The organism is Stenotrophomonas chelatiphaga, assembly GCF_032054965.1.
In the GTDB taxonomy this organism is placed as follows: domain Bacteria; phylum Pseudomonadota; class Gammaproteobacteria; order Xanthomonadales; family Xanthomonadaceae; genus Stenotrophomonas; species Stenotrophomonas chelatiphaga.
Genome location: NZ_DAMBRS010000001.1, coordinates 707678 through 731946, shown reverse-complemented (window position 1 = coordinate 731946; position 24269 = coordinate 707678). Strand labels below are relative to the sequence as shown.

The following is a 24269-nucleotide window of genomic DNA, read 5'->3' as shown; positions in this document are numbered from 1 at the left end:
TGGCTGAAAGCCAGCACCCGGCGGGGATCCGGTTTAGGTTATGGTGGAATCACCTTCGCCAGGCGCGCGACGGCATGCTAACGCCGTATGAACGGGCAGTTCCGCTAGGGTGATGGAAAACGTGTGGTCAGGCCGCATATCGTCTTCAACTGCCGCCGGAGTAGAGCATGTTCAGCAAAGACCTCGAACACACCATTGGCCAGTGCTACAAGCGGGCACGGGAAGCGCGGCATGAATTCATGACCGTCGAACACCTGTTGCTGGCGCTGCTGGACAACCCCTCGGCCCAGGCCGTCCTGAAGGCGTGCGGTGCCGACGCCGAACGCTTGCGCCAGGAGCTGGAGCAGGCCATCGAAGCGTCGGTTTCGCGGCTTGCCGAAGACGACGGGCGCGACACCCAGCCCACCCTGGGCTTCCAGCGCGTATTGCAGCGCGCGGTCTACCACGTGCAGTCCTCGGGCAAGAAGGAAGTCACCGGCGCGAATGTGCTGGTGGCGATCTTCGGCGAGAAGGATTCGCACGCTGTCTACTATCTCAACCAGCAGGACGTCACCCGGCTGGACGTAGTCAATTACCTGTCCCACGGCATCGCCAAGCTGGGCGAGGAGGGCGAGTCGGCCTCGCCGGCCGATCCCGAGGGCCGCGCTGAAGGCGGGGAGGGCGAAGGCAAGGGCGATGCGCTGGCCGAGTTCGCCAGCAACCTCAACGAGCAGGCCCGCAACGGCCGCATCGACCCACTGGTGGGCCGTGCCGACGAAATCGAGCGCACCATCCAGGTGCTGTGCCGCCGTCGCAAGAACAACCCGCTGTACGTCGGCGAAGCCGGCGTGGGCAAGACCGCCATCGCCGAAGGCCTGGCGCGCCGGATCGTCGAAGGCTCGGTGCCGGAGGTGCTCGCCGATGCGGTCATCTACTCGCTGGACCTGGGCGCGCTGGTGGCGGGCACCAAGTACCGCGGCGACTTCGAAAAGCGCCTGAAGGGCGTGCTGACCTCGTTGAAGAAGGTGCCCAATGCGGTGCTGTTCATCGATGAGATCCACACCATCATCGGCGCCGGTTCGGCGTCCGGTGGCACCATGGATGCCTCCAACCTGATCAAGCCGGCGCTGGCCTCCGGCGACCTGCGCTGCATCGGCTCCACCACCTTCCAGGAATACCGCGGCATCTTCGAAAAGGACCGTGCGCTGGCGCGGCGCTTCCAGAAGATCGACATCGTCGAACCGACCGTGGGCGAAACCTACGAGATCCTGCAGGGGCTGAAGCCGAAGTACGAAGAGCACCACGGCGTGACCTATGCCGATGATGCACTGCAGGCCGCCGTTGACCTGTCGGTCAAGCATATCGGCGACCGCCTGTTGCCGGACAAGGCGATCGACGTCATCGACGAGGCCGGCGCGAGGCAGCGCCTGATGCCGGAAGGGCAGCGCAAGGAGCTGATCGACATCGAGGAGATCGAGGCGATCGTGGCCAAGATGGCGCGCATCCCGGCCAAGCAGGTCAGCGCCACCGACAAGGACGTGCTCAAGCACCTGGAGCGCAACCTGAAGATGGTGATCTTCGGCCAGGATCCGGCCATCGAAACGCTGTCTTCGGCGATCAAGCTGGCCCGCTCCGGCCTGGCCAACCCGGAAAAGCCGATCGGCAACTTCCTGTTCGCCGGCCCCACCGGTGTCGGCAAGACCGAGGTCACCAAGCAGCTGGCCCTGCAGCTGGGGATCGAGCTGGTCCGCTTCGACATGTCCGAGTACATGGAAGGGCATTCGATCAGTCGCCTGATCGGTGCGCCTCCGGGCTACGTGGGCTTCGACCAGGGTGGCCTGCTGACCGAAAAGATCGTCAAGACGCCGCACTGCGTGCTGCTGCTGGACGAAATCGAAAAGGCGCACCCGGATATCTTCAACATCCTGCTGCAGGTCATGGACCGCGGCGTGCTGACCGATACCAACGGACGCGAAGCCAACTTCAAGAACGTGGTGCTGGTGATGACCACCAATGCCGGTGCCGCGCAGGCGTCACGGCGTTCGATCGGCTTCACCAAGCAGGATCATGCGACCGACGCGATGGAAACCATCCGCCGCAGCTTCACCCCGGAGTTCCGCAACCGGCTGGATGCGGTGGTGCAGTTCCAGGCGTTGGGCTTCGAGCACATCCTGCGCGTGGTCGACAAGTTCCTGATCGAGCTGGAAATGCTGCTGCAGGAAAAGCACGTCAGCCTGTCGGCCACGCCGACCGCGCGCGACTGGCTGGCCCAGCACGGTTTCGATCCGCTGATGGGCGCACGCCCGATGGCCCGTGTCATCCAGGACAAGGTCAAGCGTCCGCTGGCCGACGAGCTGCTGTTCGGCAAGCTGGTCAACGGCGGCAGGGTCAGCATCGACGTGCGCGACAACGAACTGGTGGTGGAAACCTTCCCGGAACCGGAGCGTCTGTTGCCGGCCACGGTATAAGGGGGGCGGGGTCGGGGTCCTTGCGCGCAGCGGAAGGACGCTGACCCCTCCTGACCCTCCCGGATCTAATCTGAAGCAACGCCAAAAGGCCAGCTCGATGGCTGGCCTTTCTCGTCGACGCGGATGCGTCGGACCGCTTACTTCATGCGGTAGGTGATACGGCCCTTGGTCAGGTCGTACGGGGTCATTTCAACCTTGACCCGGTCACCGGTCAGAATGCGGATGTAGTTCTTGCGCATGCGGCCGGAGATATGGGCAATGATTTCATGACCATTTTCCAGGCGGACGCGGAACGTCGTGTTCGGCAGCGTCTCGCTGACGGTGCCTTCGAACTCGATGGAGTCGTCTTTCGACATGTAATCCTGTGCGGTTCAGAGAGCGGCCACGGGGGCCTAAGCCGCTGCATTTTACGCACATGTGCCCGTTTTTGCAAAGATTGCGTTAACCGTCACCCTGTTGCGGGATATGCCCCTTCCCCGGAGCCGCCCGCCACTGTCTGTCTGCAGGGTCAGGATTTGCCGGGTTGAACTATTCCGAGCCCTGCACCTCGTTGCTAACGTGCCTCTCATCACAGGATTCATCCGCCAAAGCGCCCAGGCCGTCTACGTGCAGGCTACCCGGCGCGACGCCGCTGTAAGGGAAACCGAGCAATGAGACCTCCTCGAGACGCAGCCGAAACCCGTGTCCATGACATTGCGCAGAGGCTGGCACGTCACCAGCGCTGCGACCGGTCAGGCACCCTCGCCCCCGCCTTGTCCGATCCGCTGATGGCGCGACTACGCGACTTCGTCCAGGCGGGGGAGGCCGTGCACATGGTCCTCCCTGCCTTCCCCGCCAAATCGCCCTCCCGTCGAAAGGTGCTGGGAACGCTGCCTGACCTGGCCGAAGCGTTGTCGCTGGATGCACTGGAACGGCTGTGCGCCCGCATCGCCGCGATCCACCCTGCTGGCGCCCGCCTGACGATCTGTTCGGATGGCCATGTATTCGGGCCCACCATCGGCGTCAGCGACCCGGTCATCGACCAGTACCAGGCCGGTATCAAGGACATGATCGCCCGCCGTGGGCTGCGGCATCTGGACACCTTCTGCCTGCTTGACGGGGAGCATCTGCATGGGACGGCTGCGCCTACGCCGGAACAACGCCGCGCTGCCTTGATGATGCGGCACGGCCACCCATTGGCTGACATCCGCAGTGAGCTGCTGCGGACGGACGGCGGGCTGCGGCAGCTGCGCGGCATCATCCGGTTCATGGCCGAAGACGACTGGCGTCCGGATGACCCTCGAAGTGCAACGCAGATACAGCGTCACGCCAAGTCGCGTGCCTATCAGGTCATCCAGCACAGCTTGGCCTGGGGCAACTTTCTGCAGCAGCGCTTCCCGCGCTCGCTTCGCCTGTCCATCCATCCGCAGGCGCATGGCAGCGACAAGCTGGGCATCCACATGCTGCCCACCGCTGATGCCTGGCTGACGCCCTGGCATGCCGTGGCGGTGGATCTCGGCGATCGCACCGTGCTGATGAAACGGCACCAGGCTGAGAACCAGGGCGCAAGGCTGGTCCACGTGGAGGGACGTCCCAGCCACTACCGCGTATGGCCGGACCAACGTCGCCGCGTGCTCCAGGATCGTGCCGCGGCCTGAGTCCGCCCTCAGTCGGGGAGGTAATGCCGCACCGGAAGCCGGGCCACTGCCGCCGACCAGTTGCCGGGCAGCATCGGCTGCTGGATGGCCTGCCGCACGTGTGCCAGGAAACGGGCGCGCGGCCATTGTGTTGCGCCCATCCGCATCAGGTGAGGGTTCTGCACCTGTGCATCCATCAGCGGCGCGCCCCAGTCGTGGAGCCGCCTGGCCAGCACCGCCAAGGCCGCTTTGGAGCCCCCGCTGCGCGCGCTGAACATGCTTTCGCCGAAGAACATCCTGCCCAGCGCTACGCCATAGATGCCGCCAACAAGCTCCGGCCCCTCCCATACTTCGACCGAGTGTGCGTGCCCCAGTCGATGCAGCTCCGTGTAGGCGTGGATCATGTCCGTGCCGATCCACGTGCCGTCCTGCCCGGGTCGCGGCACCGAGGCGCAGGCGCGGATGACCTGGTCAAAGGCGGTGTCGGCCGTCACGTCCCAATCCAGGGCTCGCAGCTGCCTGCGGAACCTGCGCGAAAGATGCACGCCATCGGTGGCGAACACCGTGCGCGGATCGGGTGACCACCACAGGATCGGCTCACCCTGGCTGAACCATGGGAACGCACCCTCCGCATAAGCGTTCAGCAGCCGCTGGGGGCAAAGGTCGCCGCCGATGGCCAGCAGGCCGTCGGGTTGGCGCAGTGCGGTCTCGGCGGGGGGAAAGGCGGCGGCGGGGTCGCTCGCCAGCCGCCAGGGCAGGTGCCGGCTCATCGTCCGGCGTCGTTGTGGTGAGGCATGCTCCGGCCCGCAGGATTCAATGATGGTCCAAGGATAGGTGCACGCGCGAGGGGCGTCGAGCGGACGCGTGCGGGCGCTGATCAATAGGTTGCGCCTGCGTTTTTCGCGCTGGCGAGTGGTACGGCTGATGTGGCGCGCCAGCCCCTGTTTCTGCTCGACGCCTTCATCGCAGGCTGACCCTCCACGGGTTCCCACGAGAAAGACACCGATGCACAGCGAGAAGCACACCGGCGAAGCGCCGCTATCCCCCTTCGGCATCGCGCTCCCGGCGGACCGGGCGCGGGCGCTGATGGACTCCGGTATCGATACGTTGCGCGCCTTGGTGCGCCAGCACGCTGTCGTCATCCTGCGTGGGGTGGGCAGCAGATTCGCCGACAAGGAGGCCTTGAGCCGCTTTGCGTCCGCCTGGGGGCCGGTGATGCCCTGGTCGTTCGGATCCGTTCTCGAAGTCGAGGAACGGCCCTCGCCACGCGATGCGGTGTATGACAGCGGCCGCCTTCCGCTGCATTGGGATGGGATGTACCGGGAGGCGACTCCGGAGTTCATGATGCTCTATTGCGCACGTGCGCCCCGGGAGGGCGAGGGCGGGCGCACGCGGGTCGTTGACACACGGCGGGTGGCGAGACAGGCCGGCCGGCAGACGCTTGAGCGATGGAGACAGGTCAGCGTGACGTACCTGAAGGGCGGTCGCGTTCATTACAGTGGCGCGGCGCACTCGCCGTTGATCGCGCAGCATCCACTCACTGGCCAAGACGTGATCCGCCTGGATGGTCCCTATACCGCGTCCGCCCCGCTGTTGAATGAGCCTGTGCGGATCTGGCACGGGATTGCATCGTCGGAAGTGACGGCTTTTGAGGACGACCTGGCCTCGCATCTGCTGGCAGACGACTGCTGCCTTGCGCACGCGTGGGAGGACGGTGACCTGATGATCGCGGACAATTTCGCCGTCCTGCATGGCCGGGACCGGTTCACGCCGGGTAGCCGACGCACGCTCTGGCGGGTGCAGGTCCACGCCGAACCGATGGCGCTCAACCTGCCGATCGCGGACGGGCTGGCCCCTCCTTCTGCGCCGCCGGGCAGGCCCGAAGCGGCTGGAGGCCAATGAAATGGCCAGCATCCTGGTATGCGCAGTCCCGACGCCTGGGCACGTGGGGCCGATGCGGAGCGTCGCCAGGCATCTGCAGGCCCATGGACACGCGGTGACGCTCCTGACCGGCGCGCTGTTCCGCGAGGACGTAGAGCGCGACGGCTGTCGTTTCATCGCCCTGGACGAGGCTGCTGACTTCGACTATCGCGACCCATCGGTCACGGTTGAAAATGCACAGGGGGACTGCCCTGAAACGACCGAATACAACGCATTGCCTGTCGGGGATGAGCAGATGGCGTTCGCGCTGGAGCATGTTTTCGCGGCGTCGATTCCGGTGACTAGTGCGCAGCTCCGGGCGCTCATCGACATCCACAGCATTCAGGCCGTTGTCTACGACTCGCTGTTCACCGGCATCCTGCCCCTGCTGCGCAGACACAGCCGGCCCGCCATGATCATGATCGGCGTCACGCCACTGGCGCTTTCCACCAACGACGCGATGTTCTTCGGGCCGCGCATTCCGCCCGCCGTCCTGCCGCCTGCGCTTCGCGCACTGGAGCTGCGCACCGAAACGGAATCGGCGAGCCTGCAGCGCATCCATGCCGCGTTCAATGCCGCGATGCTGCGCTCTGGCGCTGCGCCACTGGATCGATCGTTCACCGATCACATGATCCTAGATGCCGATGCCTGCGTGCAGCTCTCGACGCCGGGCTTCGAGTACCAGCGCATCGACCTTCCCGGGCACGTCACGCTGGCAGGGCCGCTGCCCTTCCCGACCAGCGGACCCGATGAGGTCCAGGCGTTGTGGGACAGTGACGATGGCCGGCCGCTGGTGATCGTGTCCCAGGGCACGCTGGCGAACAAGGATCTGCAGCAGTTGATCGGTCCCACGCTGCGGGCGCTGGAGCATCTTCCGCTGCGCGTGCTCGCCACCACCGGGGGCAGGGAACATGGTGCACTGCGGGTGCCAGGCAATGCCAGGGTAAGGCCCTTCATTCCCTTCGCCCACTGGCTGCCCGCCGCTGCGGTCGTGGTGACCAATGGGGGCTATGGGACGGTGCAGTACGCCCTCGCTGCAGGAGTGCCGCTGGTCGTTGCCGGGGAGGGTGAGGACAAGTCCGAAGTCGGCACCCGGACAGTGATGGCAGGCTGCGGCATCAATCTGGGCACCTCGACCCCCGCCACGGGTGATATCCAGCGGGCGGTTACCAGCGTACTGTCCTGCCCGGGCTACCGGGATCGTGCCGTGGCGATCGCAGCGCAGGGCGGATGCCTTGATGCGTTGGAATGCGTGTCCCGGCAGCTTGCCCGCCTGATGGCGGCGCGCGGGGGTTCCGCGGCGTGATGGCAGGGCGTTACGGGGCGGCCAGATCGGCCAGCCGGAAGGGCGTGTGCTGCAGCAGTTCCTCGCGGTACCGCCCGACATCGGCGCGCTCGTGCAGGCACCATTCCTTCAGGGCGTCGCTGAAGTCAGCGTCGGCCATCCAATGCCGGCTGCGTACCAGCGTCGGCAGGAACCCCCGCGCGAGCTTGTGCTCACCCTGCGCGCCGGGTTCGAACCGGGCAAGGCCTTCGCGCAGGCAGTACTCGATGCCCTGGTAATAGCAGGCTTCGAAGTGCAGGCCGGGCAGGGTGGCACCGCCCCAGTAACGGCCATACAGGGTGTCGCCGCCGCGCAGGCACAGCGCGCCGGCGATCGGTTCGCCGTCCTGCTCGGCCAGGAACAGCACCAGCCCGCGCCCCAGTGAGGTGGCCAGATGGCGCAGGAACGGCTCGGTCAGGGCCGGGGCGTTGCCGTATTCCAGGAAAGTCTGCAGGTAGAACCGGTACATCGCCTGCAGGTCCGCACGAGTAGCCTGGTCGCCATGCACGGTGCGCAGGCTGATGCCCTGCCGCGCTACCTTGCTGCGCTCCTGGCGGATGTTCTTGCGGTGCTTGTGGTTCATCGCACCGAGGAAGTCCTCGAACGTCCGCCACTGACCCGGGTTCTGCCACTGGAACTGGATGTCTTCGCGCAGCAGCCAGGCCTCGCTGAAGTCGCCGTCCTCGTGTCCGCGATGGAAGTTGATGTGGGCGGAGGACACGCCGAGCCCGGGCAGGGCCTGGACCAGCGCGGCCAGCAGGGCCGCACGCATGCCAGGGTCACGGGTCAGCAGGCGAGGTCCGGTGACCGGTGAGTAAGGCACCGCGCCCAGCCACTTGGGGTAGTAGTCGCGGCCGTGACGGGCATAGGCATTGGCCCAGGCATGGTCGAACACGAACTCGCCGTGCGAGTTCTCCTTCAGGTAGCCGGGGATGGCGCCTGCCAGTGTTTCGCCTTCCCACAGGGTGAGGTGCTGCGGACGCCAGCCCCAGTCCTCGCGCAGGCAGCCGTACTGCTCCAGGCCGAACAGGAAGGCGTGGCTGACGAACGGATTGCTGCCGTCGTGGAGGGCGTCCCATTGGGACGCAGTGAGCGTCTGGAGGTCTTCGAGGAAGCGGATCTGCGGCATGGGGACAGGATAGAGCAACCGTTATCTGTTCCGTGAGCTCCATTGGTCCATCGCCATCGATTCGCCGAATGCCGTGATGTTGCGCACCTCTGAGGCCAACGTTTGCTGGCAGCTTGGATGAAGGGCGCTGGCCGTTCTGGTTGGCAGGAAGGAGCGGTGGGATGGGTGCAGGAAGAATGAACTTGGCGTGGGGAGTGGTGTTGGGAGCGATGAGTGCATTGGGTTGCTTCAGCGCGTGGGCTGGAGCGTCTTCGGCGCGCGATGCGAAGCTGGACGAAATGCTTCAGAAGGAGGCCCAGGACTATGTTGATAACTTTGTCCGCGCTCACCCCGAGGAAGGCGGTTTCAACATCACGGTGCGCAGTTGGGCCGACCTGGAGGCTGGCATCGTGTACGCGGATTTCGGCCCCGGAGCATTGACCGATGAGGACCTAAGCAACGAGCGGCTCGAACAGGAACTCGGCAGCACCCTGCTTCACTATGCAAGGAACTCCGGGATGCCTCGTGAGACCCAGTTTCGGGCCCTTTACCAGGGCAAGCCGTACGACCACTACTTTCCCTACGTGCCGGCCAAATGGGGTCCCGGTCTTTCCCGGCTTCAGCGACGCAGTGGTGGACTGGCAGTGGTGTCCGCAAGCCACGGCCTCTACTTCAACCACGGGAGCAAGGCATGGGTTTTTCAGCGTGATTTGATGAACGGAATCCTGGAAGACCTTGTCACCCCGCCGTACGCTGAGGCCCTCAATGGATACCTTGCCAGCCGAAGTTCAATGACAGTCAGGCTCGCCCGACGCCACGACCCGGCCGATCACGCTGAATCACATCAGCCTTGGGACCATATGTCTGCTCGCTACAACTTTAAGGCCCTGTATCCCGAGGAGACTGACATATGGCACAGCCTCCCAGGCGATAGCAGTGACGATCGAGAGCTCAAGGAAGATATTCGTGCCAGACCCAAATATGCGAACTTCATTCAGGCCGACGCGTTGTTCAGCATCCACACCAATGGCAGCGATCGAGACCACGTGCGGGGACTGGAGGTTTATTATCACGAAGACAAACCGCAGGATCGGCCCCTTGCAGACAGCATCCTGTGCTACACGGAAGAGTTGATAACAGGGCAGGAAGGGTATGAAAACTTCCCGATTCGTGGTCCAGCGAAGTTCGGACGCCACGGTGAGAACAGGATCGGGCTGATGCCCTCGGTCATCGTTGAGGTCGCCTACCACTCCAACCCCGAGGACGCCCTCGCCCTGCAGGACCCCGTCTTCCGGGAAGCGTCGATGAAAGGTGTCGAGAAGGGCTACCGCCTCTGGCGCGAGGGCAAGGGCTGCAACCCGTTGAAGGTCGATCCCATTGCCACCATCCGCGTGGCGGCTGGCCAGTCCCAGGTGGTCGACCTGGCCTTTGCTGGCTTTCCCCAGTACCCCGTCGTGATCGAGACAAAGAACGTTGCGTGCCCTCCCGGATGGAAGTGCACCGATGGTGCGGTGACGCTGCCTGACCCGGACAGCAAGCCTGCCCAGATCACCCTGCGATGCGAAAATGCAGGGAGCGCGCCGATCTACTGGGACACCCGGATGGTCGACGACGACGGGGTGAAATCTCCGCCGGTCCGGCACATCGTGCAGTGCGTACGCGGTTCGGGAGTGCTCGCGTCACCTGCAGCGCACGTTGGCGATGCACAGGCTGCCACGGCACGCAGGCTGCCGTGAAACAGAAAAGGCCGGCGCAAAGGCCGGCCTTTTCACGCTCACGCGGCGGCGTGCTTCAGCTCGCCTTGCCCTGCGCGTCCAGGTAGCGCTCGGCATCCAGCGCGGCCATGCAGCCGAAACCGGCCGAGGTGATCGCCTGGCGGTAGTGCTGGTCAGCCACGTCGCCCGCGGCGAACACGCCTTCCACCGAGGTCTGGGTGGCATTGCCGCCCAGGCCGGAACGGATTTCCAGGTAGCCGTGGTTCATCGCCAGCTGGCCGTCGAACAGGGTGGTGTTCGGATGGTGGCCGATCGCCACGAAGAAGCCATGGGCTTCAATGTCACGCGTGCTGCCGTCCTGCACCGACTTCACCCGCACGCCGGTCACGCCGGCGTCGTTGCCCAGCACTTCGTCCACCTGGTGGTGCCAGACGGTTTCGATCTTGCCGGCGGCGACCTTGGCGAACAGCTTGTCCTGCATGATCTTTTCCGCCTTGAGGGTGTCGCGGCGATGGACCAGGTAGACCTTGCGGGCGATGTTGGACAGGTACAGCGCTTCTTCCACGGCGGTGTTGCCGCCGCCGACCACCACCACGTCCTGGTCACGGTAGAAGAAGCCGTCGCAGGTGGCGCAGGCGGACACGCCGCGGCCCTTGAAGGTCTCTTCGGACGGGATGCCCAGGTACTTGGCGGTCGCGCCGGTGGAGATGATCAGCGCATCACAGGTGTATTCGGCGCTGTCGCCGATCAGCTTGAACGGGCGCTGGGACAGGTCGGCGGTGTGGATGTGGTCGAAGATCACTTCGGTTTCGAAGCGCTCGGCGTGGGCCTGCATGCGCGCCATCAGGTCCGGGCCCATCAGGCCATGGGCGTCGCCCGGCCAGTTGTCGACCTCGGTGGTGGTCATCAGCTGGCCGCCCTGCTGCAACCCGGTGATCACCACCGGCTTGAGGTTGGCGCGGGCCGCGTAGACGGCGGCAGTCCAGCCGGCCGGGCCGGAACCGAGGATGACAAGCTTCTGATGGCGGGAGGGCAGCGTGGTGCTCATGTAGACTCGCGAAAGGTAAGGGGATCAAGGCGCGGCGACGGTTTGCGCGCGCTGGGGGCAGACCATAGAGTGATGGCAGGGGCAGGGGGTTTCAACCCGCACGCCTGGAACGCGGCGATGCGCCGGGCCGGTCAGGCCGTCTTCGACGGTACCTGCCAAGCCATGGCGTACCGCGGTCAGCCAGCGGTGACGGAAAACCGACGCGCTTCGTTTATTATCAACCACTAACAGCGTATTCCAAAGGTAGTGTCCAAGGTGGCGAAGCAGGTCCCCGAACGCAGCCGATCGAGCGAAGGCAAAGCCCGTCGCCGCGATCCGTCTCCGTCTGAAAACCCCACGCGGCAGCGCTTGTGGCGCGATCTTGGTCTGATCGCCGTGGCCCCGGCGCTGCTGTACCTGGTGGCCAGCCTGTTCACCTATTCGGCGACCGACCCGGGCTGGTCGCACACCGGCAGCATCGTGGCGCCGGTCAACAACATGGGCGGCCGCGCCGGCGCATGGATCGCCGACGTGCTGCTGCAGCTGTTCGGCTACATGGCCTTCCTGCTGCCGGTGATCCTCGGCGCGCTGGCCTGGTTTGCGATGTTCGGCCTCAAGCGCGAGGCCAAGGGCGAGAACGACCTTGACCCGGCGCTGCGGCTGGTCGGCCTGGTCGGCTTCCTGATTGCCGGCACCGGCTTCCTGCACCTGCGCCTGTTCAGTGCCGACGTGGCCTCGGCCGGTGGCATCCTGGGCAAGCTGGTGGGCTCCTCGCTGAGCGTCGGCTTCGGGGCGCTGGGCGCCAATCTGTTCGTGCTGGTGCTGCTGCTGGCCTCGATCACCCTGGCCACCGGGCTGTCGTGGCTGATGGTCATGGAAAGGATCGGCAAGGGCGTGATGGCGCTGGCGCCGCTGCTGGAAAAGAAGAAAGAGCAGGCCACCGAGTGGAAGCAGACGCGGGTGATGCGCGAAGAGCGCCAGGAAGTGCGCAAGGTCGATGCCGAAGTGCGCGCCAAGCGCGAGCCGGTGAAGATCGAGCCGCGTCCGGAACCGGTGATCGAAAAGAGTGACCGGGCCAAGCGTGACAACCAGATCCCGATGTTCCAGGGCGTCAATGGCGACGGATCGGACCTGCCGCCGCTGGCGCTGCTGGACGATCCCAAGCCGCAGCCCAAGGGCTATGACGAAGAGACGCTGGAAACCCTGTCGCGCCAGATCGAGTTCAAGCTGAAGGATTTCCGCATCGATGCGGTGGTGGTCGGCGCCTATCCGGGTCCGGTGATCACCCGTTTCGAAATCGAGCCGGCGCCGGGCATCAAGGTCAGCCAGATCAGTACGCTGGACAAGGACATCGCCCGCGGGCTGTCGGTCAAGTCGGTGCGCGTGGTCGACGTGATCCCCGGCAAGTCGGTGATCGGCCTGGAAATCCCGAACGTCACCCGCGAGATGATCTATCTCTCCGAACTGCTGCGTTCGAAGGAATACGACAAGGCCACCAGCCCGCTGACTCTTGCCCTGGGCAAGGACATCGCCGGCCGCCCGACCGTGGCCGACCTGGCCCGCATGCCGCACCTGCTGGTGGCCGGTACCACCGGTTCGGGCAAGTCGGTGGCGGTCAACGCGATGGTGCTGAGCCTGCTGTACAAGGCCAGCCCGAAAGACCTGCGGATGCTGATGATCGACCCGAAGATGCTCGAGCTGAGCGTCTACCAGGGCATTCCGCACCTGCTGGCGCCGGTGGTCACCGACATGAAGGAGGCCGCCAACGGCCTGCGCTGGTGCGTGGCCGAGATGGAGCGCCGCTACAAGCTGATGAGCGCGGTGGGCGTGCGCAACCTGGCCGGCTTCAACAAGAAGGTCAAGGACGCGCAGGACGCCGGGCAGCCGTTGATGGATCCGCTGTTCAAACCGAACCCGGAGCTGGGCGAGGCGCCGCGCCCGCTGGAAACGCTGCCGTTCGTGGTCATCTTCATCGACGAATTCGCCGACATGATGATGATCGTCGGCAAGAAGGTCGAAGAGCTGATCGCGCGCCTGGCACAGAAGGCCCGTGCGGCCGGCATCCACCTGATCCTGGCGACCCAGCGACCGTCGGTGGACGTGATCACCGGCCTGATCAAGGCCAACATCCCGACCCGCATCGCCTTCCAGGTCAGCTCGAAGATCGATTCGCGCACCATCCTGGACCAGTCCGGCGCCGAAACCCTGCTCGGCCACGGCGACATGCTGTACCTGCCGCCGGGCACGGCAATGCCGGACCGCGTACACGGCGCGTTCGTGTCGGACGAAGAGGTCCACCGCGTGGTGGAACACCTCAAGGCGATGGGGCCGGCCGACTATATCGAAGGCGTGCTGGACGAAGTGCAGACCATGGGCGACGGCGTGGTGGTCGGTGCCGGTGGCCTGCCGGAAACCGCATCGTCGGGCGATGAATCCGATCCGCTGTATGACGAAGCGCTGCGGGTGGTGACTGAAACCCGCCGCGCGTCGATTTCCGGCGTGCAGCGCCGGCTGAAGATCGGCTACAACCGGGCTGCGCGCCTGATCGAGGCGATGGAAGCGGCCGGCGTGGTCAGCTCGCCCGAGCACAACGGCGACCGCACCGTGCTGGCCCCGCCACCGCCGAAGTAATGCCGCACGTCCCTGGCCGCGCGGGTGACGACCCGACACGGTGGGTCACCACCCGCCCCGGTGGGGGACGGCCCGACCTGGTGGATGATGGCCCGACAAGGTGGGTGACGACCCGACTTGGTGGGTGACGACCGTTGGTCGTCACGCTTTTGATCACGCTCCGCCGCCCTCCCACAGACCAACCGGAACCCTCCCCATGGCACCCCTGCGCAACGGATTGCTGGCCGCCCTGCTGCTGCCCCTCGGATCCGCCCTGGCGGTAGAGGTGCCTGCCGCGCCCGCCGCGCCCCCGATGCAGGGCGCGGCGCCGGTCGAGGCCAGCAACAACTTCAGCTTCGCCCGCTACCGCGCCGATTACGTGGTTGACGCCGATGCCGGCAATACCCAGGCCGAGCACTACGACATCCTGCTCAAGACCCGCAGCGCGGTGGACCAGTTCAGCCAGGTGCGGCTGAGCTACAGCGAAAAAATGGAAACGCTGGAGGTGCTGGAGGCCTACACGCTCACCGCCGATGGCCAGCGCCGTGACGTCCCGGCCGACCGCATCTACACCCAGGAAAGTTACTCCAGCGCCTCGGCGGCGATGTACGCCGACCGCAAAGTGCGGGTGATCGTGTTTCCCAACCTGGCGCCGGGCACGCGCGTGGTCTACGCCACCCGCCGCACCCAGCGGCAGCCGTACTTCCCGGGGTATTTCGGGCTGTGGGAAACCTTCAGCGTGTTCAACCAGTACGACGACGCGCAGGTCACCCTGAGCGCGCCGGCCAGCCTGTCGATGAAGGTGCTGAGCAGGGGCGTGCAGGGCAGTGATGCGCCCACCGTGCGTGCAGGGCGTGCCCACTGGAGCTGGACGTACCGCCGCGGCACGCCGCTGCCGGCGCAGAACTGGACCGCCGCGCCGTGGGAGTTCAGCCCGACCATCATGGCCAGCACCTACGCGGAGTGGCCGCAGATGGCGCGCGCGTACCAGCTCAAGGCCGGGCAGGCCGCCACGGTGACCCCGCAGCTGAAGGCATTGGCCGACGAAGTCACCGACGGCATCGCCGACCGCCGCGGGCAGGTGGATGCCCTGTACCGCTGGGTGGCGCGCAACATCCGCTACGTGGCGGTTTACCTCGGCAACGGCGGGCTTGAACCGAACCCGGCGCAGAGCGTGCTGGACAACCACTACGGCGACTGCAAGGACCACGTGGTGATCCTGGAGGCGCTGCTGGCGGCCAAGGGCATCGACAGCACGGCGGTGCTGATCGGCGCCGGCGGCGGACCGACCCTGCCGGCCGTGCCGACGCTGGGGCGCTTCAACCACGCCATCACCTACGTGCCGGAATTCGATCTGTACCTGGATTCCACCAGCGCCTGGGCGCGTCCTGGCCAGCTGCCCGACGGCGACCTCGGCGCACCGGTGCTGCTGACCGGCCCGGCGACGCTGGCACGGACGCCCGCCAACGACGACCAGCGCAATGGCATGGGCTTCGAAGCCGATTTCGTGTTCGATGCCGCCGGCAATCTGGAAGGCAGCACCCGATTGCAGCCCGGCGACAGCGCGGAAATCGGGATGCGCGCATCGTTTGCGCGCTTGAACGCGCAGAACCGCGCCCGCGCCGAGGCCTCGATGGTGGCGGCCTCCGGCTTCGACGGGCAGGGCAGCCTGAAACTGCAGGGCGACCCGCAGGAGCTGCAGCAGCCCTTCAATTACACCTTTGATTTCAGCGCGTCCGATTACGTGGATTTCAACCTGGTCGGCGGCATGCAGGTGCCCGATCCGCCCGGTGCGGAATCGTTCCGTGACGCTTACGCGGCGACCTCGGCGCCGGACAATGCCACCCCGTTCCAGTGCGATGCCAGCCTGCGCCAGGAAACCTACCGGGTGACCCTGCCGCAGGGCGTGCCGCTGATCGCAGTGCCGCACGACCAGCAGTTCAGCAACGCGGCCGGCCAGTATTCAGTGCGCTGGGAGCGCGACGGCCAGCAGGTCATCGCCCGCCATCGGCTGCGCCAGAACGCGGTGCGCGGCGATGATGCGCTGTGCCAGCCCGGCGACTATGCCGCCTTCCGCGAACTGTTCCAACAGGTGCGGCGTGGCTTCCGCGGGCAGATCGTATACGGTCGGGTCCCTGCCGAGGGTGGCGGCTGAACCCTGCGCGCGCTGCAGTGGATCGCCCATTCAGGATGCTTTGGGCACACTTCATTCCATCCTTCCACGTTCCTTCTGGATACCCGCATGCACGCCAGCTTCCGCCGCACCCTCGCTACTTCCGTGCTCGCCGCCGCGTGCCTGGTTTCGACCAGTGCCTGGGCCGGCGCGCGTGATGACCTGAAGACCTTCACCGCCGGCCTGAAGGGCCTGGATGGGCAGTTCAGCCAGCAGGTGTTCGATACCCGTGGCAAGGTCAAGGAAACCACCAGTGGCCGTGTCGCGCTGTCGGCGCCGCGCCTGTTCCGCTGGGAGTACCAGCGCCCCCACGTGCAGCAGATCGTGGCCGATGGCAGCAAGGTCTGGATGTACGAACCGGACCTGGAGCAGGCCACCGTGCGTGCGCAGGGCAAGGAAGAACAGAACAGCCCGCTGACCGCGCTGATCAATCCGGCCCTGCTGGAACAGCAGTACGACCTGAGCGAAGAAGCCGCGCCGCGCGATGGCCTGCAGTGGCTGTCGCTGACCCCCAAGCGCGAGACCGAAGCCAGCTTCCAGTACGCCGCGCTGGGCTTCAACGCCAGCGGCCTGGCGAAGATGGAAATCACCGACGCGGTGGGCCAGCGCACGGTGATCGCCTTCACCGGCTGGAAGCGCAATCCGTCCTTCGCCGCCGGCACGTTCCGCTTCACCCCGCCGGCCGGTACCGACGTCATCGGCGAATGACCGCGTGGCCGCGCGGTACAATGCCGCGTGGCCAGACAACGTACTTCTTCATTCCCCGGCCCTGATCTGCTGAGCGTGGATCGGGATCACCTGCGGCCGCTTGCCGAGCGCATGCGGCCGCGTACCCTCGACGAAATGGTCGGGCAGAAACGCCTGCTCGCCGCGGAGAGTGCATTGCGCCGCGCGGTCGAATCCGGGCGCGTGCATTCGATGATCCTGTGGGGTCCGCCGGGCTGTGGCAAGACCACCCTGGCATTGCTGCTGGCCGAATATGCCGACGCCGAGTTCCGCGCGATCTCGGCCGTGTTGTCCGGCCTGCCGGAAGTACGCCAGGTGCTGGCCGAAGCGGCGCAGCGCTTTGCCGAAGGCCGGCGCACGGTGCTGTTCGTCGACGAGGTGCACCGCTTCAACAAGACCCAGCAGGATGCCTTCCTGCCGCACATCGAACGCGGGACCATCGTGTTCGTCGGTGCCACCACCGAAAACCCGTCCTTCGAACTGAACTCCGCCCTGTTGTCGCGTTGCCGCGTGCACGTGCTGGAAGGGGTATCGCCGCAGGACATCGTCGAAGCATTGCAGCGCGCGTTGGCCGACAGCGAACGCGGGCTGGGCGCGGAGGGCGTGCAGGTGGACGACGCGCTGCTGCTGCAGATCGCCAGCGCCGCCGATGGTGATGTCCGTCGCGCGCTTACCCTGCTGGAAATCGCCGCCGAACTGGCCGTCGACGAAGGCGGCCGGATCACCCCGCAGACGCTCACCCAGGTGCTGGCCGACCGCACCCGCCGCTTCGACAAGGGTGGCGAGCAGTTCTACGACCAGATTTCCGCGCTGCATAAATCCGTGCGCAGTTCCAATCCCGATGCGGCGCTGTACTGGCTGACGCGGATGCTCGATGGCGGCTGCGATCCGTCCTACCTGGCCCGCCGGCTGACCCGCATGGCGATCGAGGACATCGGCCTGGCCGATCCACGCGCGCAGTCGATGGCGCTGGAGGCCTGGGACATCTACGAGCGGCTCGGCAGCCCGGAAGGCGAGCTCGCCTTCGCCCAGCTGGTGCTGTACCTGGCAAGCACGGCCAAATCCAATGCCGGCTATGCCGCCTACAACCAGGCCAAGGCCGAGGTGCGCGCCTCCGGTACGCTGGAGGTGCCGCTGCACCTGCGCAATGCGCCGACCAAGCTGATGAAGAACCTCGGCTACGGCGCGGACTACCAGTACGACCATGACATGGAAGGCGGCATCGCGCTGGACCAGACCGGCTTCCCGGATGCGATGGGCGAACAGGTCTATTACCAGCCGGTGGCGCGCGGGCTGGAGATCAAGCTGAAGGAAAAACTGGACCGCCTGCGTGCCCAGCGCGAACAGGCGCGCGCGGCCAAGCGGGATGGGGCGGGCGAGTGATGGGCGGCAGTTGGTGGCAGCAGCTCGGGCTGGTGATGGCCGGCGGCGCACTGGGCTCGGCACTGCGCTTCGTCATCGGCGACGCCATGCTGCAGCGCTTCGGCCAGGGCTTCCCGTGGGGAACGCTGAGCGCCAACTTCATCGGCGCTTTCGCGGCAGGTTACCTGCTGGTGTGGCTGCAGCAGCGGGGCGGCAACGTAACCCTGTTGCGCGCGTTCCTGGTGGTCGGGCTGCTGGGCGGGCTGACCACCTTTTCTTCGCTGATGCTGGAGACCCTGGTGTTCGCGCGCAGCGATCGCGGCGGCATGGTGCCGCTGTACCTGGGCGTCAGCCTGGTGGGTGGCCTGCTGCTGGTATGGCTGGGTGCGCGGCTGGCCGAGGCGGCGCGCTGACAGGTGGCGGCAGGGTGCCTGGGCAGGGACGACACACTTTGACACGCGCATCGAAAGCGAGAACCATTCGCGTTTGGTAGACTGGCCAGCGATCCCGCTGTGAGCCATGCCCCCATGCATCACCGTCTCTTCGGCCTTGCCGCGCTGTTGGCGCTGGCCGGCGCCTCCTTCTGCAGCCATGCGCAGCAGCGCAACCCGGACCAGATGATGGGCCAGACGGTGCTGGACGAGCCCGCCGGCAGTTACCGGGTTGAACGTTTCGTGGTCGGCAGCCCCGACGGCCAGCGCCAGTGGCGCGTCAATCTGCTGGTTCCCGGCAAGGCCTCCAACGCCCCTTCGCCGGTGCTGTACGCGCTGGATGGCAATGCCGCGGCGATGGTGCTGGACCGGCCGATGCTGGACGAACTGGCCGCGAGCCCGGCGCCGCCGGTGCTGGTGCTGATCGGCTATGACAACGAGCGTCGTATCGATTCGGCGCAACGCATACGCGACTACACCGCCTGGATCGACCGTGCCGATGATGAAAGTGGCACCCGGCAGGTGGTCGGCGGCGGCGCGTTCGCCTTCCAGGAGGTGATCGAGCGGCAGATCAAACCGGAAGTGGCGCGTCGCGCCAGCGTGGACACCCGGCGCCAGGCGCTGTGGGGGCATTCGCTGGGCGGGCTGTTCGTGCTCAGCAGCCTGTACACCCGTCCGGCCGCTTTCCAGCAGTACGTGGCGGCCAGTCCGTCGCTGTGGTGGAGCCAGGGCGCGCCGCTGGGCGACCTGGAAAAACAATTCATCGAAAACCGCGCCGGCCAGGCGGCCCAGCTGTGGGTGATGCTCGGGGGCGATGAGCGCAACGGCAACAGCGGCGTGCGTGACATGGCCAACCCGCGCGTGGTCGCGCACCTGCGTCGCATCGGCGGTGCCGCACCGGATGCCGCGCATGCACTGAGCGATCGCCTGGGCGCGCTGCCCGGCCTGCAGGTGCAGTACCGCGAGTTCCCCGGGCTCGGCCACGGGCCGATGTTGCCGGCGTCGTTCAAGGCGACCCTGTCGGCGCTGTACGGCATCAGCGACCGCAGCGGCGAGGCCGCCACGCCGTGAATCCCGCGCGCGGCCATCGCCACGCGTTCCCCTACCCAGGCCGCCCGCGTCGCGTACGCATGTGCCCAGGCAATGACACCCTGCGCTGTTGCAGCGCATGCCATGCAAGGAGCATGTCATGACCTTCCGTACCCCGCTTCGGCTCGGCAGCCTCGCCGCCGGCATCCTGATCGCCGTCGCCGTCCATGCACAACCGGTGTTCGACGCACCGGCCAACGGCTTCAAGGGCAAGCTGAGCGCACGCAGCGAAAACCCGGTCGCCGGTGGCAAGGCCGAGATCATCGGCAGCGATTTCGTGCCCGGCCAGAAGGTCGAACTGCTGCGCGGCGACACCGTGCTGACCGCCGCGCCGCTGACCGTGGATGGCAACGGCCAGTTCAAGACCGAACTGGCCATTCCGGCCGATGCGATGCCCGGCCAGCATCCGCTGGTGGCGCGCGCCAGCAGCCCGGCAGCGGCGGCGGTAACCACCCTGCGGGTGTCGCCGCAGCTGGCGCTCAGCGGCCAGGACCGCTTCAGCAGCAGCTCCAACAAGCTGGTGCAGGGGCTGTACCAGAGTGCCTACAGCGCGGCCAGCGACGCGGTGTTCGTGACCTCGGCGGTGGGCCGCCCGCCGGTCACCCAGTCGCAGCTGCTGAAGGTGGACCCGGCCACGCTGCAGGTGGTCAAGGCGATCACCCCGGCCAAGGTGCCCGGCGGCAAGGGGGACAGCGTGTTCGCCGTGTACGGGGTGGGCGTGGACGATGCCAACGGCAACGTCTGGGTGACCAACACGCGCCAGGACACCGTGGCGGTGTACCGCCAGTCGGACCTGTCGCTGGTGCGCCAGTTCGATGTCGGCAGCGTGCCGCACGCGCGCGACGTGGTGGTCGACAGCGTGCACGGCAAAGTCTTCGCTTCAGCAACCGGCGAGGACCATCTGTCGGTGTTCGATGCCAGGACCCTCGAGCCGCTGGAGGCGATCACCCTGGCCTCCGGCGTGGATGACGGAAAGTTCGTGCCGATGAGCCTGGTGCTGGATGAGCAGGCCGGCAAACTTTTCACCGTGAGCATCGGCACGCCGGAAGCGGCGGTGATCGATGTGGCCAGCGGCAAGGTCGACAAGGTCATCGCGCTGGGCAACGCAAGCAGTGCCTCCGGCGTGGCCTACGACGCAGCGCGTGGTCGCCTGTTCGTCGCCTCGCAGGGCAGCGACAACGTGCTGATCGTCGACGTGGCCGCCGGCACCGTGCTGCATGACGTGCCGGTCGGTGCCGGTGCGTTGAACGTGGCCTTCGACCCGGTCGCCGGGCTGGCCTATGTCAGCAACCGCGGTGCCGGCACGGTGACCGTTCTGGATCCCGATGGCAAGGTGGTCGGCAATCTCGCCGGCGGCACCTTCCCCAACCATGTGCGCGCCGATGGCAAGGGCAATGTGTTCGCGGTGAACAAGTCCAAGGGTGCCGAAGACCCGGAAGGCGACCGCATCACCCGCATCGCACTGCGCCAGCCTTGATACGTTGACTTGGATGCGGGGCGGCTGACGCCGCCCCGTCCAGGAGGAGCTTTCCCATGAATTCGAATTGGATCCTGCCTGCCCGGACGCTGCCATTGGCGTTCGCACTGACCCTCGCGCTTGCCGCGTGTTCCGGAAGTGGCGAGCCCGCCGCGCCGGTCCCGGACGCGGCGACATCGCCCGCGCCGCGTGCTGCGGCCGGGCAGGGCGCGCTGCCGGCAGGCTGGCAGGTCGTCGGCGGCGAGACCGTCCCGTCGGTTGCGGCGGGCGCGGCCACCTTGCCGGCCACCGTGCATTCCGACGATGGCGTGGACGTGCAGGTCGACGATGCCAGCCGGATCGTCGCCGGTGGCGATGACATCATCGCGGTGATCGAAGCACTGGGGCAGGGCAGCCAGGTGTTCGCCGCACCCACCAACGCCACCACCGATGCCGGACGCGCCGCGCCGCATCAGTTCCTGTTCAACCGCACCACCGGCGTGGAAGGCGTGCTCAGCCTGGGCGGCTCGCTGTTCCTGGGCAACAGCCTGCGTCGCCACAGTGACCTGGCCGAGAAACTGCGTGCGGTGGGCCAGGACGCGGTGATCATCGATGACCTGCAGCCGGCACCGGACAAGGTGCGCAAGGTCGCCACGGCGATCGGCCGTGCCGGAGCAGGCGCGGCGCTGGCCGATGCCGTGCAGAAGCAGTTGGACGAGGCCGCCACGATCGCCGCGGCAAGCACGCGCAAGCCGCGGGTGATCCATGTGTCGGCCACCGGCGCGGGCGGCAAACCGACCGTGGCCGGCGCCGACAGCGCGTCGGGCAAGCTGATCGCGCTGGCGGGCGGGCTCAACATCGGCACCGAAGCGGGCGTCGCCAATTTCTCCGCGCTCAGCAATGAAGGCGTGGTGGCAGCGGCCCCCGAAGTGATCCTGGTCACCGCGCATGACCTGCAGCTGTTCGGCGGTGCCGAGGGCCTGTGGAAGGCCTATCCGACGCTGAAGCAGACCCCTGCCGGCCAGGCCGGCCGGGTCTGGGTGATGCCGGACCTGCAACTGAAGTACACCAGCGTGGGTTCCGGTGCCGGTGCATTGGCGCTGGCGCGCGCGTTGGCGGCGCTGCCGCCGGCATGAGTGCAGTGCCGCACGGGATCCCGGGGGACCGGCGCCGACGCCGCGGCCAGCTGATGCTGCTGTTGGTGCTCGGCGCATTGCTGCTGGCGGTGCTGGCGTCGTTCGCGGTGGGACCGCTGCGGCTGCCGCCGCTGTCGGTGCTGCAGGCCATCGGGGTCAAGCTGGGCGTGCTGGATGCCGCGCAGGCCAGCGCGCGCGACGTCGCGGTGGTCTGGCAGCTGCGCATCCCGCGCGTGCTGCTGGGTGCCATCGTGGGTGCATCGCTGGCGATGGCCGGTGCCAGCCTGCAGGGGTTGTTCGGCAATCCGCTGGCCGACCCCGGCATCGTCGGGGTGAGCCAAGGCGCGGCGCTGGGTGCGGTCGCAGCGATCGTGCTGGGCGCGGCGGCACTGGGCGGCTGGGTGATCCCGCTGGCGGCCTTCGCCGGCGGTGCGGCGGCGATCAGCATCACCTACCTGCTGGCACGTCCCGGGCGCGGCGATGGCAACGCCACCCTGTTGCTGGTCGGCATCGCGATGGCGGCCTTCTGTTCGGCGCTGATCGGCTTCTTCACCTATATAGCCACCGAGGCGCAACTGCAGTCGCTGGTGTTCTGGCAGCTGGGCTCGCTGGCCAGCGCCGATTGGCGCGATGTCGCCGCGGTCACCCCGCTGTTCGCGGTGGGCACGTTCTGCCTGCTGCGCCTGGCGACGCCGCTGGACATGCTGGCGCTGGGCGAGCGCCAGGCGCAGCACCTCGGGCTGGATGTCACGCGTACGCGGCGGCGGCTGGTGGCCTTCAGCGCGCTGCTGGTGGGCGCGGCGGTGGCGTTCGCCGGGTCGATCGGCTTTGTCGGGCTGGTGGTGCCGCACGTAGCGCGGCTGCTGGTCGGGCCGGGCCATCGCTGGCTGTTGCCGCTGTCCGGACTGCTGGGCGCGCTGTTGATCGTGGTGGCGGACACCGCCGCGCGCACGCTGGATCCGCCGTCGGAGATTCCGCTGGGGCTGTTTTCGGCAGCGCTTGGCGCGCCGTTCTTCCTGTGGCTGGTGATGCAGCGCCGCAACAAGGGGGTCGCATGAACAGTGCACTGCTGTCGTTGCGGAAGGTCGGCGTGGTGCGCCAACAGCGGCCGATCCTGGCTGATGTCGAGCTGGCCTTCGGGCCGGGCACGGTGACCGCGCTGGTCGGCCCGAACGGGGCGGGTAAGTCCACGCTGCTGGGCGTGGCCTGCGGTGACCTGCAGCCGGACAGTGGTGAGGTACTGCTGGCCGGCATGCCGCTGTCGGCGCTGCGTGCCGGGGAATTGGCGCGCCAGCGCGCGGTGATGCCGCAGGAACATGCAGTGCGCTTCGCCTTCAGCGTGGAAGAAGTGGTGGCGATGGGACGCCTGCCGCATCCGCCAGTGCCTGCCGAGGATGCGCGTCGCGTCGAAGCGGCGCTGGACGCGGCCGAACTCCAGGCCCTGCGCCAGCGCGAAGTGCAGCAGCTTTCGGGCGGCGAGTCGGCGCGCACCACCTTCGCGCGCGTACTGGCGCAGGACACGCCGCTGCTGTTCCTGGATGAACCGACCGCCGCGCTGGACCTGCGCCACCAGGAACGCACGCTGCGCAGCGTGCGCACGCTGGCCGACCAGGGCGCGTGCGTGATCGTGGTGCTGCATGACCTCAACCTGGCCGCCGGCCATGCCGACCGCATCGTGCTGCTGGAACACGGCCGGGTGGCCGCCGATGGCACCCCGCGCGAGGTACTCACCGAAGACACGCTGCGCCGCGTCTACCAGCAGGATGTGCTGGTGCTGCAGCACCCGCGCCGCCCGGTGCCACTGGTGGTGGTGACCTGACGCTGACCCCTCTTCAGTGTTCCATTTTTGATGGCAAAGAGCTCTTGTATCTGCCCGCAGCAGGCGCACACTAGCGCCTCCAATCCGTGGTGAGTCCGATGAACGCTTTTCCGCTGCTGACGTTTCAGATCCTGCTCCGCGCCTGCGCGGAACGGGTGCGTCTGCCCGGCGGAAGACAAGGCGGCTGACCGCATCGCGGTTGCCTTGGACCCCCAGCAGAGCGCCCAACCGGGCGCTTTTTTTTATTTCCGATTTACCCGATTCATCTGAGAAGCGAAGGAGAACGTGCCATGCACCCGCTCGACGACAC

Annotated in this window: 19 protein-coding genes; 15 read left to right on the top strand and 4 right to left on the bottom strand. The window is 66.9% G+C overall.

Annotated features, from left to right (window positions below; all coding sequences use genetic code 11):
• The first annotated feature begins 167 nt into the window (after positions 1-167).
• Positions 168-2447, top strand: a complete 2280-nt coding sequence (gene clpA / locus RTX79_RS03570; protein ID WP_312681890.1) for an ATP-dependent Clp protease ATP-binding subunit ClpA — start codon at positions 168-170, stop codon at positions 2445-2447.
• Positions 2448-2584: 137 nt separating this feature from the next.
• Here clpA and infA read toward each other — a convergent pair whose 3' ends face one another.
• The gene (infA, locus tag RTX79_RS03565) at positions 2585-2803 is read right to left on the bottom strand and encodes a translation initiation factor IF-1 (protein ID WP_005409596.1); all 219 of its coding nucleotides are present in this window, start codon (positions 2801-2803) and stop codon (positions 2585-2587) included.
• Positions 2804-3097: 294 nt separating this feature from the next.
• Between infA and RTX79_RS03560 the strand changes: the two genes are divergently transcribed.
• Positions 3098-4084, top strand: coding sequence for an isocyanide synthase family protein (locus tag RTX79_RS03560; protein ID WP_312681888.1), 987 nt, complete (start codon positions 3098-3100; stop codon positions 4082-4084).
• Positions 4085-4092: 8 nt separating this feature from the next.
• Here the strand turns inward: RTX79_RS03560 and aat are convergent, their stop codons facing one another.
• Entirely contained in the window at positions 4093-4833 is a 741-nt protein-coding gene (gene aat / locus RTX79_RS03555) for a leucyl/phenylalanyl-tRNA--protein transferase (RefSeq protein WP_312681887.1), read from the bottom strand.
• A gap of 235 nt (positions 4834-5068) precedes the next feature.
• Between aat and RTX79_RS03550 the strand changes: the two genes are divergently transcribed.
• Positions 5069-5965, top strand: coding sequence for a TauD/TfdA family dioxygenase (locus RTX79_RS03550; RefSeq protein WP_312681886.1), 897 nt, complete (start codon positions 5069-5071; stop codon positions 5963-5965).
• Position 5966: 1 nt separating this feature from the next.
• Positions 5967-7289 (top strand): glycosyltransferase, encoded by a 1323-nt coding sequence (locus RTX79_RS03545; protein WP_312681884.1) that lies wholly within the window; start codon positions 5967-5969, stop codon positions 7287-7289.
• Positions 7290-7299: 10 nt separating this feature from the next.
• On the opposite strand, the gene RTX79_RS03540 is transcribed toward RTX79_RS03545, so the two are convergent.
• Positions 7300-8436: a GNAT family N-acetyltransferase gene (locus tag RTX79_RS03540; RefSeq protein WP_312681882.1), complete on the bottom strand. Its 1137-nt coding sequence runs from the start codon at positions 8434-8436 to the stop codon at positions 7300-7302.
• 161 nt (positions 8437-8597) lie between these two features.
• On the opposite strand from RTX79_RS03540, the gene RTX79_RS03535 reads away from it, so the two are divergent.
• On the top strand, positions 8598-10151 hold the full coding sequence (locus RTX79_RS03535; RefSeq protein WP_312681881.1) for an N-acetylmuramoyl-L-alanine amidase family protein: 1554 nt from the start codon (positions 8598-8600) through the stop codon (positions 10149-10151).
• A gap of 55 nt (positions 10152-10206) precedes the next feature.
• Here the strand turns inward: RTX79_RS03535 and trxB are convergent, their stop codons facing one another.
• Positions 10207-11178, bottom strand: a complete 972-nt coding sequence (trxB, locus tag RTX79_RS03530) for a thioredoxin-disulfide reductase (RefSeq protein ID WP_057507255.1) — start codon at positions 11176-11178, stop codon at positions 10207-10209.
• A gap of 255 nt (positions 11179-11433) precedes the next feature.
• On the opposite strand from trxB, the gene RTX79_RS03525 reads away from it, so the two are divergent.
• From RTX79_RS03525 to RTX79_RS03480, 10 genes are all read left to right on the top strand, one after another.
• Positions 11434-13788 (top strand): DNA translocase FtsK, encoded by a 2355-nt coding sequence (locus RTX79_RS03525; RefSeq protein WP_057507282.1) that lies wholly within the window; start codon positions 11434-11436, stop codon positions 13786-13788.
• 196 nt (positions 13789-13984) lie between these two features.
• On the top strand, positions 13985-15922 hold the full coding sequence (locus RTX79_RS03520; protein WP_428695940.1) for a DUF3857 domain-containing protein: 1938 nt from the start codon (positions 13985-13987) through the stop codon (positions 15920-15922).
• A gap of 87 nt (positions 15923-16009) precedes the next feature.
• The gene (lolA, locus tag RTX79_RS03515; RefSeq protein ID WP_057507253.1) at positions 16010-16648 is read left to right on the top strand and encodes an outer membrane lipoprotein chaperone LolA; all 639 of its coding nucleotides are present in this window, start codon (positions 16010-16012) and stop codon (positions 16646-16648) included.
• 111 nt (positions 16649-16759) lie between these two features.
• Positions 16760-18049 (top strand): replication-associated recombination protein A, encoded by a 1290-nt coding sequence (locus RTX79_RS03510; RefSeq protein ID WP_245625262.1) that lies wholly within the window; start codon positions 16760-16762, stop codon positions 18047-18049.
• Positions 18049-18441, top strand: coding sequence for a fluoride efflux transporter CrcB (gene crcB / locus RTX79_RS03505; RefSeq protein WP_057507251.1), 393 nt, complete (start codon positions 18049-18051; stop codon positions 18439-18441). Before RTX79_RS03510 ends, crcB begins: the two co-directional genes overlap by 1 nt.
• A 114-nt stretch (positions 18442-18555) precedes the next feature.
• On the top strand, positions 18556-19530 hold the full coding sequence (locus RTX79_RS03500) for an alpha/beta hydrolase (RefSeq protein ID WP_312681876.1): 975 nt from the start codon (positions 18556-18558) through the stop codon (positions 19528-19530).
• A 118-nt stretch (positions 19531-19648) separates the two neighbouring features.
• Positions 19649-21025, top strand: a complete 1377-nt coding sequence (locus tag RTX79_RS03495) for a YncE family protein (protein ID WP_312681875.1) — start codon at positions 19649-19651, stop codon at positions 21023-21025.
• Between the two features lie 56 nt (positions 21026-21081).
• On the top strand, positions 21082-22140 hold the full coding sequence (locus tag RTX79_RS03490; protein WP_312681873.1) for a heme/hemin ABC transporter substrate-binding protein: 1059 nt from the start codon (positions 21082-21084) through the stop codon (positions 22138-22140).
• A gap of 53 nt (positions 22141-22193) precedes the next feature.
• On the top strand, positions 22194-23198 hold the full coding sequence (locus RTX79_RS03485; protein WP_312682205.1) for a FecCD family ABC transporter permease: 1005 nt from the start codon (positions 22194-22196) through the stop codon (positions 23196-23198).
• The gene (locus tag RTX79_RS03480) at positions 23195-23959 is read left to right on the top strand and encodes a heme ABC transporter ATP-binding protein (protein WP_312681871.1); all 765 of its coding nucleotides are present in this window, start codon (positions 23195-23197) and stop codon (positions 23957-23959) included. The genes RTX79_RS03485 and RTX79_RS03480 overlap by 4 nt, the downstream gene beginning before the upstream one ends.
• The last annotated feature ends 310 nt before the right edge of the window (positions 23960-24269 follow it).

What these genes read in the sequence shown, in the direction of transcription:
- infA (WP_005409596.1), bottom strand. Translation starts at nt 2,803, where the DNA reads ATGTCGAAAGACGACTCCATCGAGTTCGAAGGCACCGTCAGCGAGACG.
- RTX79_RS03485 (WP_312682205.1), top strand. Translation starts at nt 22,194, where the DNA reads ATGCTGCTGTTGGTGCTCGGCGCATTGCTGCTGGCGGTGCTGGCGTCG.
- RTX79_RS03495 (WP_312681875.1), top strand. Translation starts at nt 19,649, where the DNA reads ATGACCTTCCGTACCCCGCTTCGGCTCGGCAGCCTCGCCGCCGGCATC.
- clpA (WP_312681890.1), top strand. Translation starts at nt 168, where the DNA reads ATGTTCAGCAAAGACCTCGAACACACCATTGGCCAGTGCTACAAGCGG.
- aat (WP_312681887.1), bottom strand. Translation starts at nt 4,833, where the DNA reads ATGAGCCGGCACCTGCCCTGGCGGCTGGCGAGCGACCCCGCCGCCGCC.
- RTX79_RS03480 (WP_312681871.1), top strand. Translation starts at nt 23,195, where the DNA reads ATGAACAGTGCACTGCTGTCGTTGCGGAAGGTCGGCGTGGTGCGCCAA.
- RTX79_RS03545 (WP_312681884.1), top strand. Translation starts at nt 5,967, where the DNA reads ATGGCCAGCATCCTGGTATGCGCAGTCCCGACGCCTGGGCACGTGGGG.
- lolA (WP_057507253.1), top strand. Translation starts at nt 16,010, where the DNA reads ATGCACGCCAGCTTCCGCCGCACCCTCGCTACTTCCGTGCTCGCCGCC.
- RTX79_RS03535 (WP_312681881.1), top strand. Translation starts at nt 8,598, where the DNA reads ATGGGTGCAGGAAGAATGAACTTGGCGTGGGGAGTGGTGTTGGGAGCG.
- RTX79_RS03490 (WP_312681873.1), top strand. Translation starts at nt 21,082, where the DNA reads ATGAATTCGAATTGGATCCTGCCTGCCCGGACGCTGCCATTGGCGTTC.
- RTX79_RS03550 (WP_312681886.1), top strand. Translation starts at nt 5,069, where the DNA reads ATGCACAGCGAGAAGCACACCGGCGAAGCGCCGCTATCCCCCTTCGGC.
- RTX79_RS03500 (WP_312681876.1), top strand. Translation starts at nt 18,556, where the DNA reads ATGCATCACCGTCTCTTCGGCCTTGCCGCGCTGTTGGCGCTGGCCGGC.
- RTX79_RS03560 (WP_312681888.1), top strand. Translation starts at nt 3,098, where the DNA reads ATGAGACCTCCTCGAGACGCAGCCGAAACCCGTGTCCATGACATTGCG.
- RTX79_RS03540 (WP_312681882.1), bottom strand. Translation starts at nt 8,436, where the DNA reads ATGCCGCAGATCCGCTTCCTCGAAGACCTCCAGACGCTCACTGCGTCC.
- crcB (WP_057507251.1), top strand. Translation starts at nt 18,049, where the DNA reads ATGGGCGGCAGTTGGTGGCAGCAGCTCGGGCTGGTGATGGCCGGCGGC.
- RTX79_RS03520 (WP_428695940.1), top strand. Translation starts at nt 13,985, where the DNA reads ATGGCACCCCTGCGCAACGGATTGCTGGCCGCCCTGCTGCTGCCCCTC.
- RTX79_RS03510 (WP_245625262.1), top strand. Translation starts at nt 16,760, where the DNA reads ATGCGGCCGCGTACCCTCGACGAAATGGTCGGGCAGAAACGCCTGCTC.
- trxB (WP_057507255.1), bottom strand. Translation starts at nt 11,178, where the DNA reads ATGAGCACCACGCTGCCCTCCCGCCATCAGAAGCTTGTCATCCTCGGT.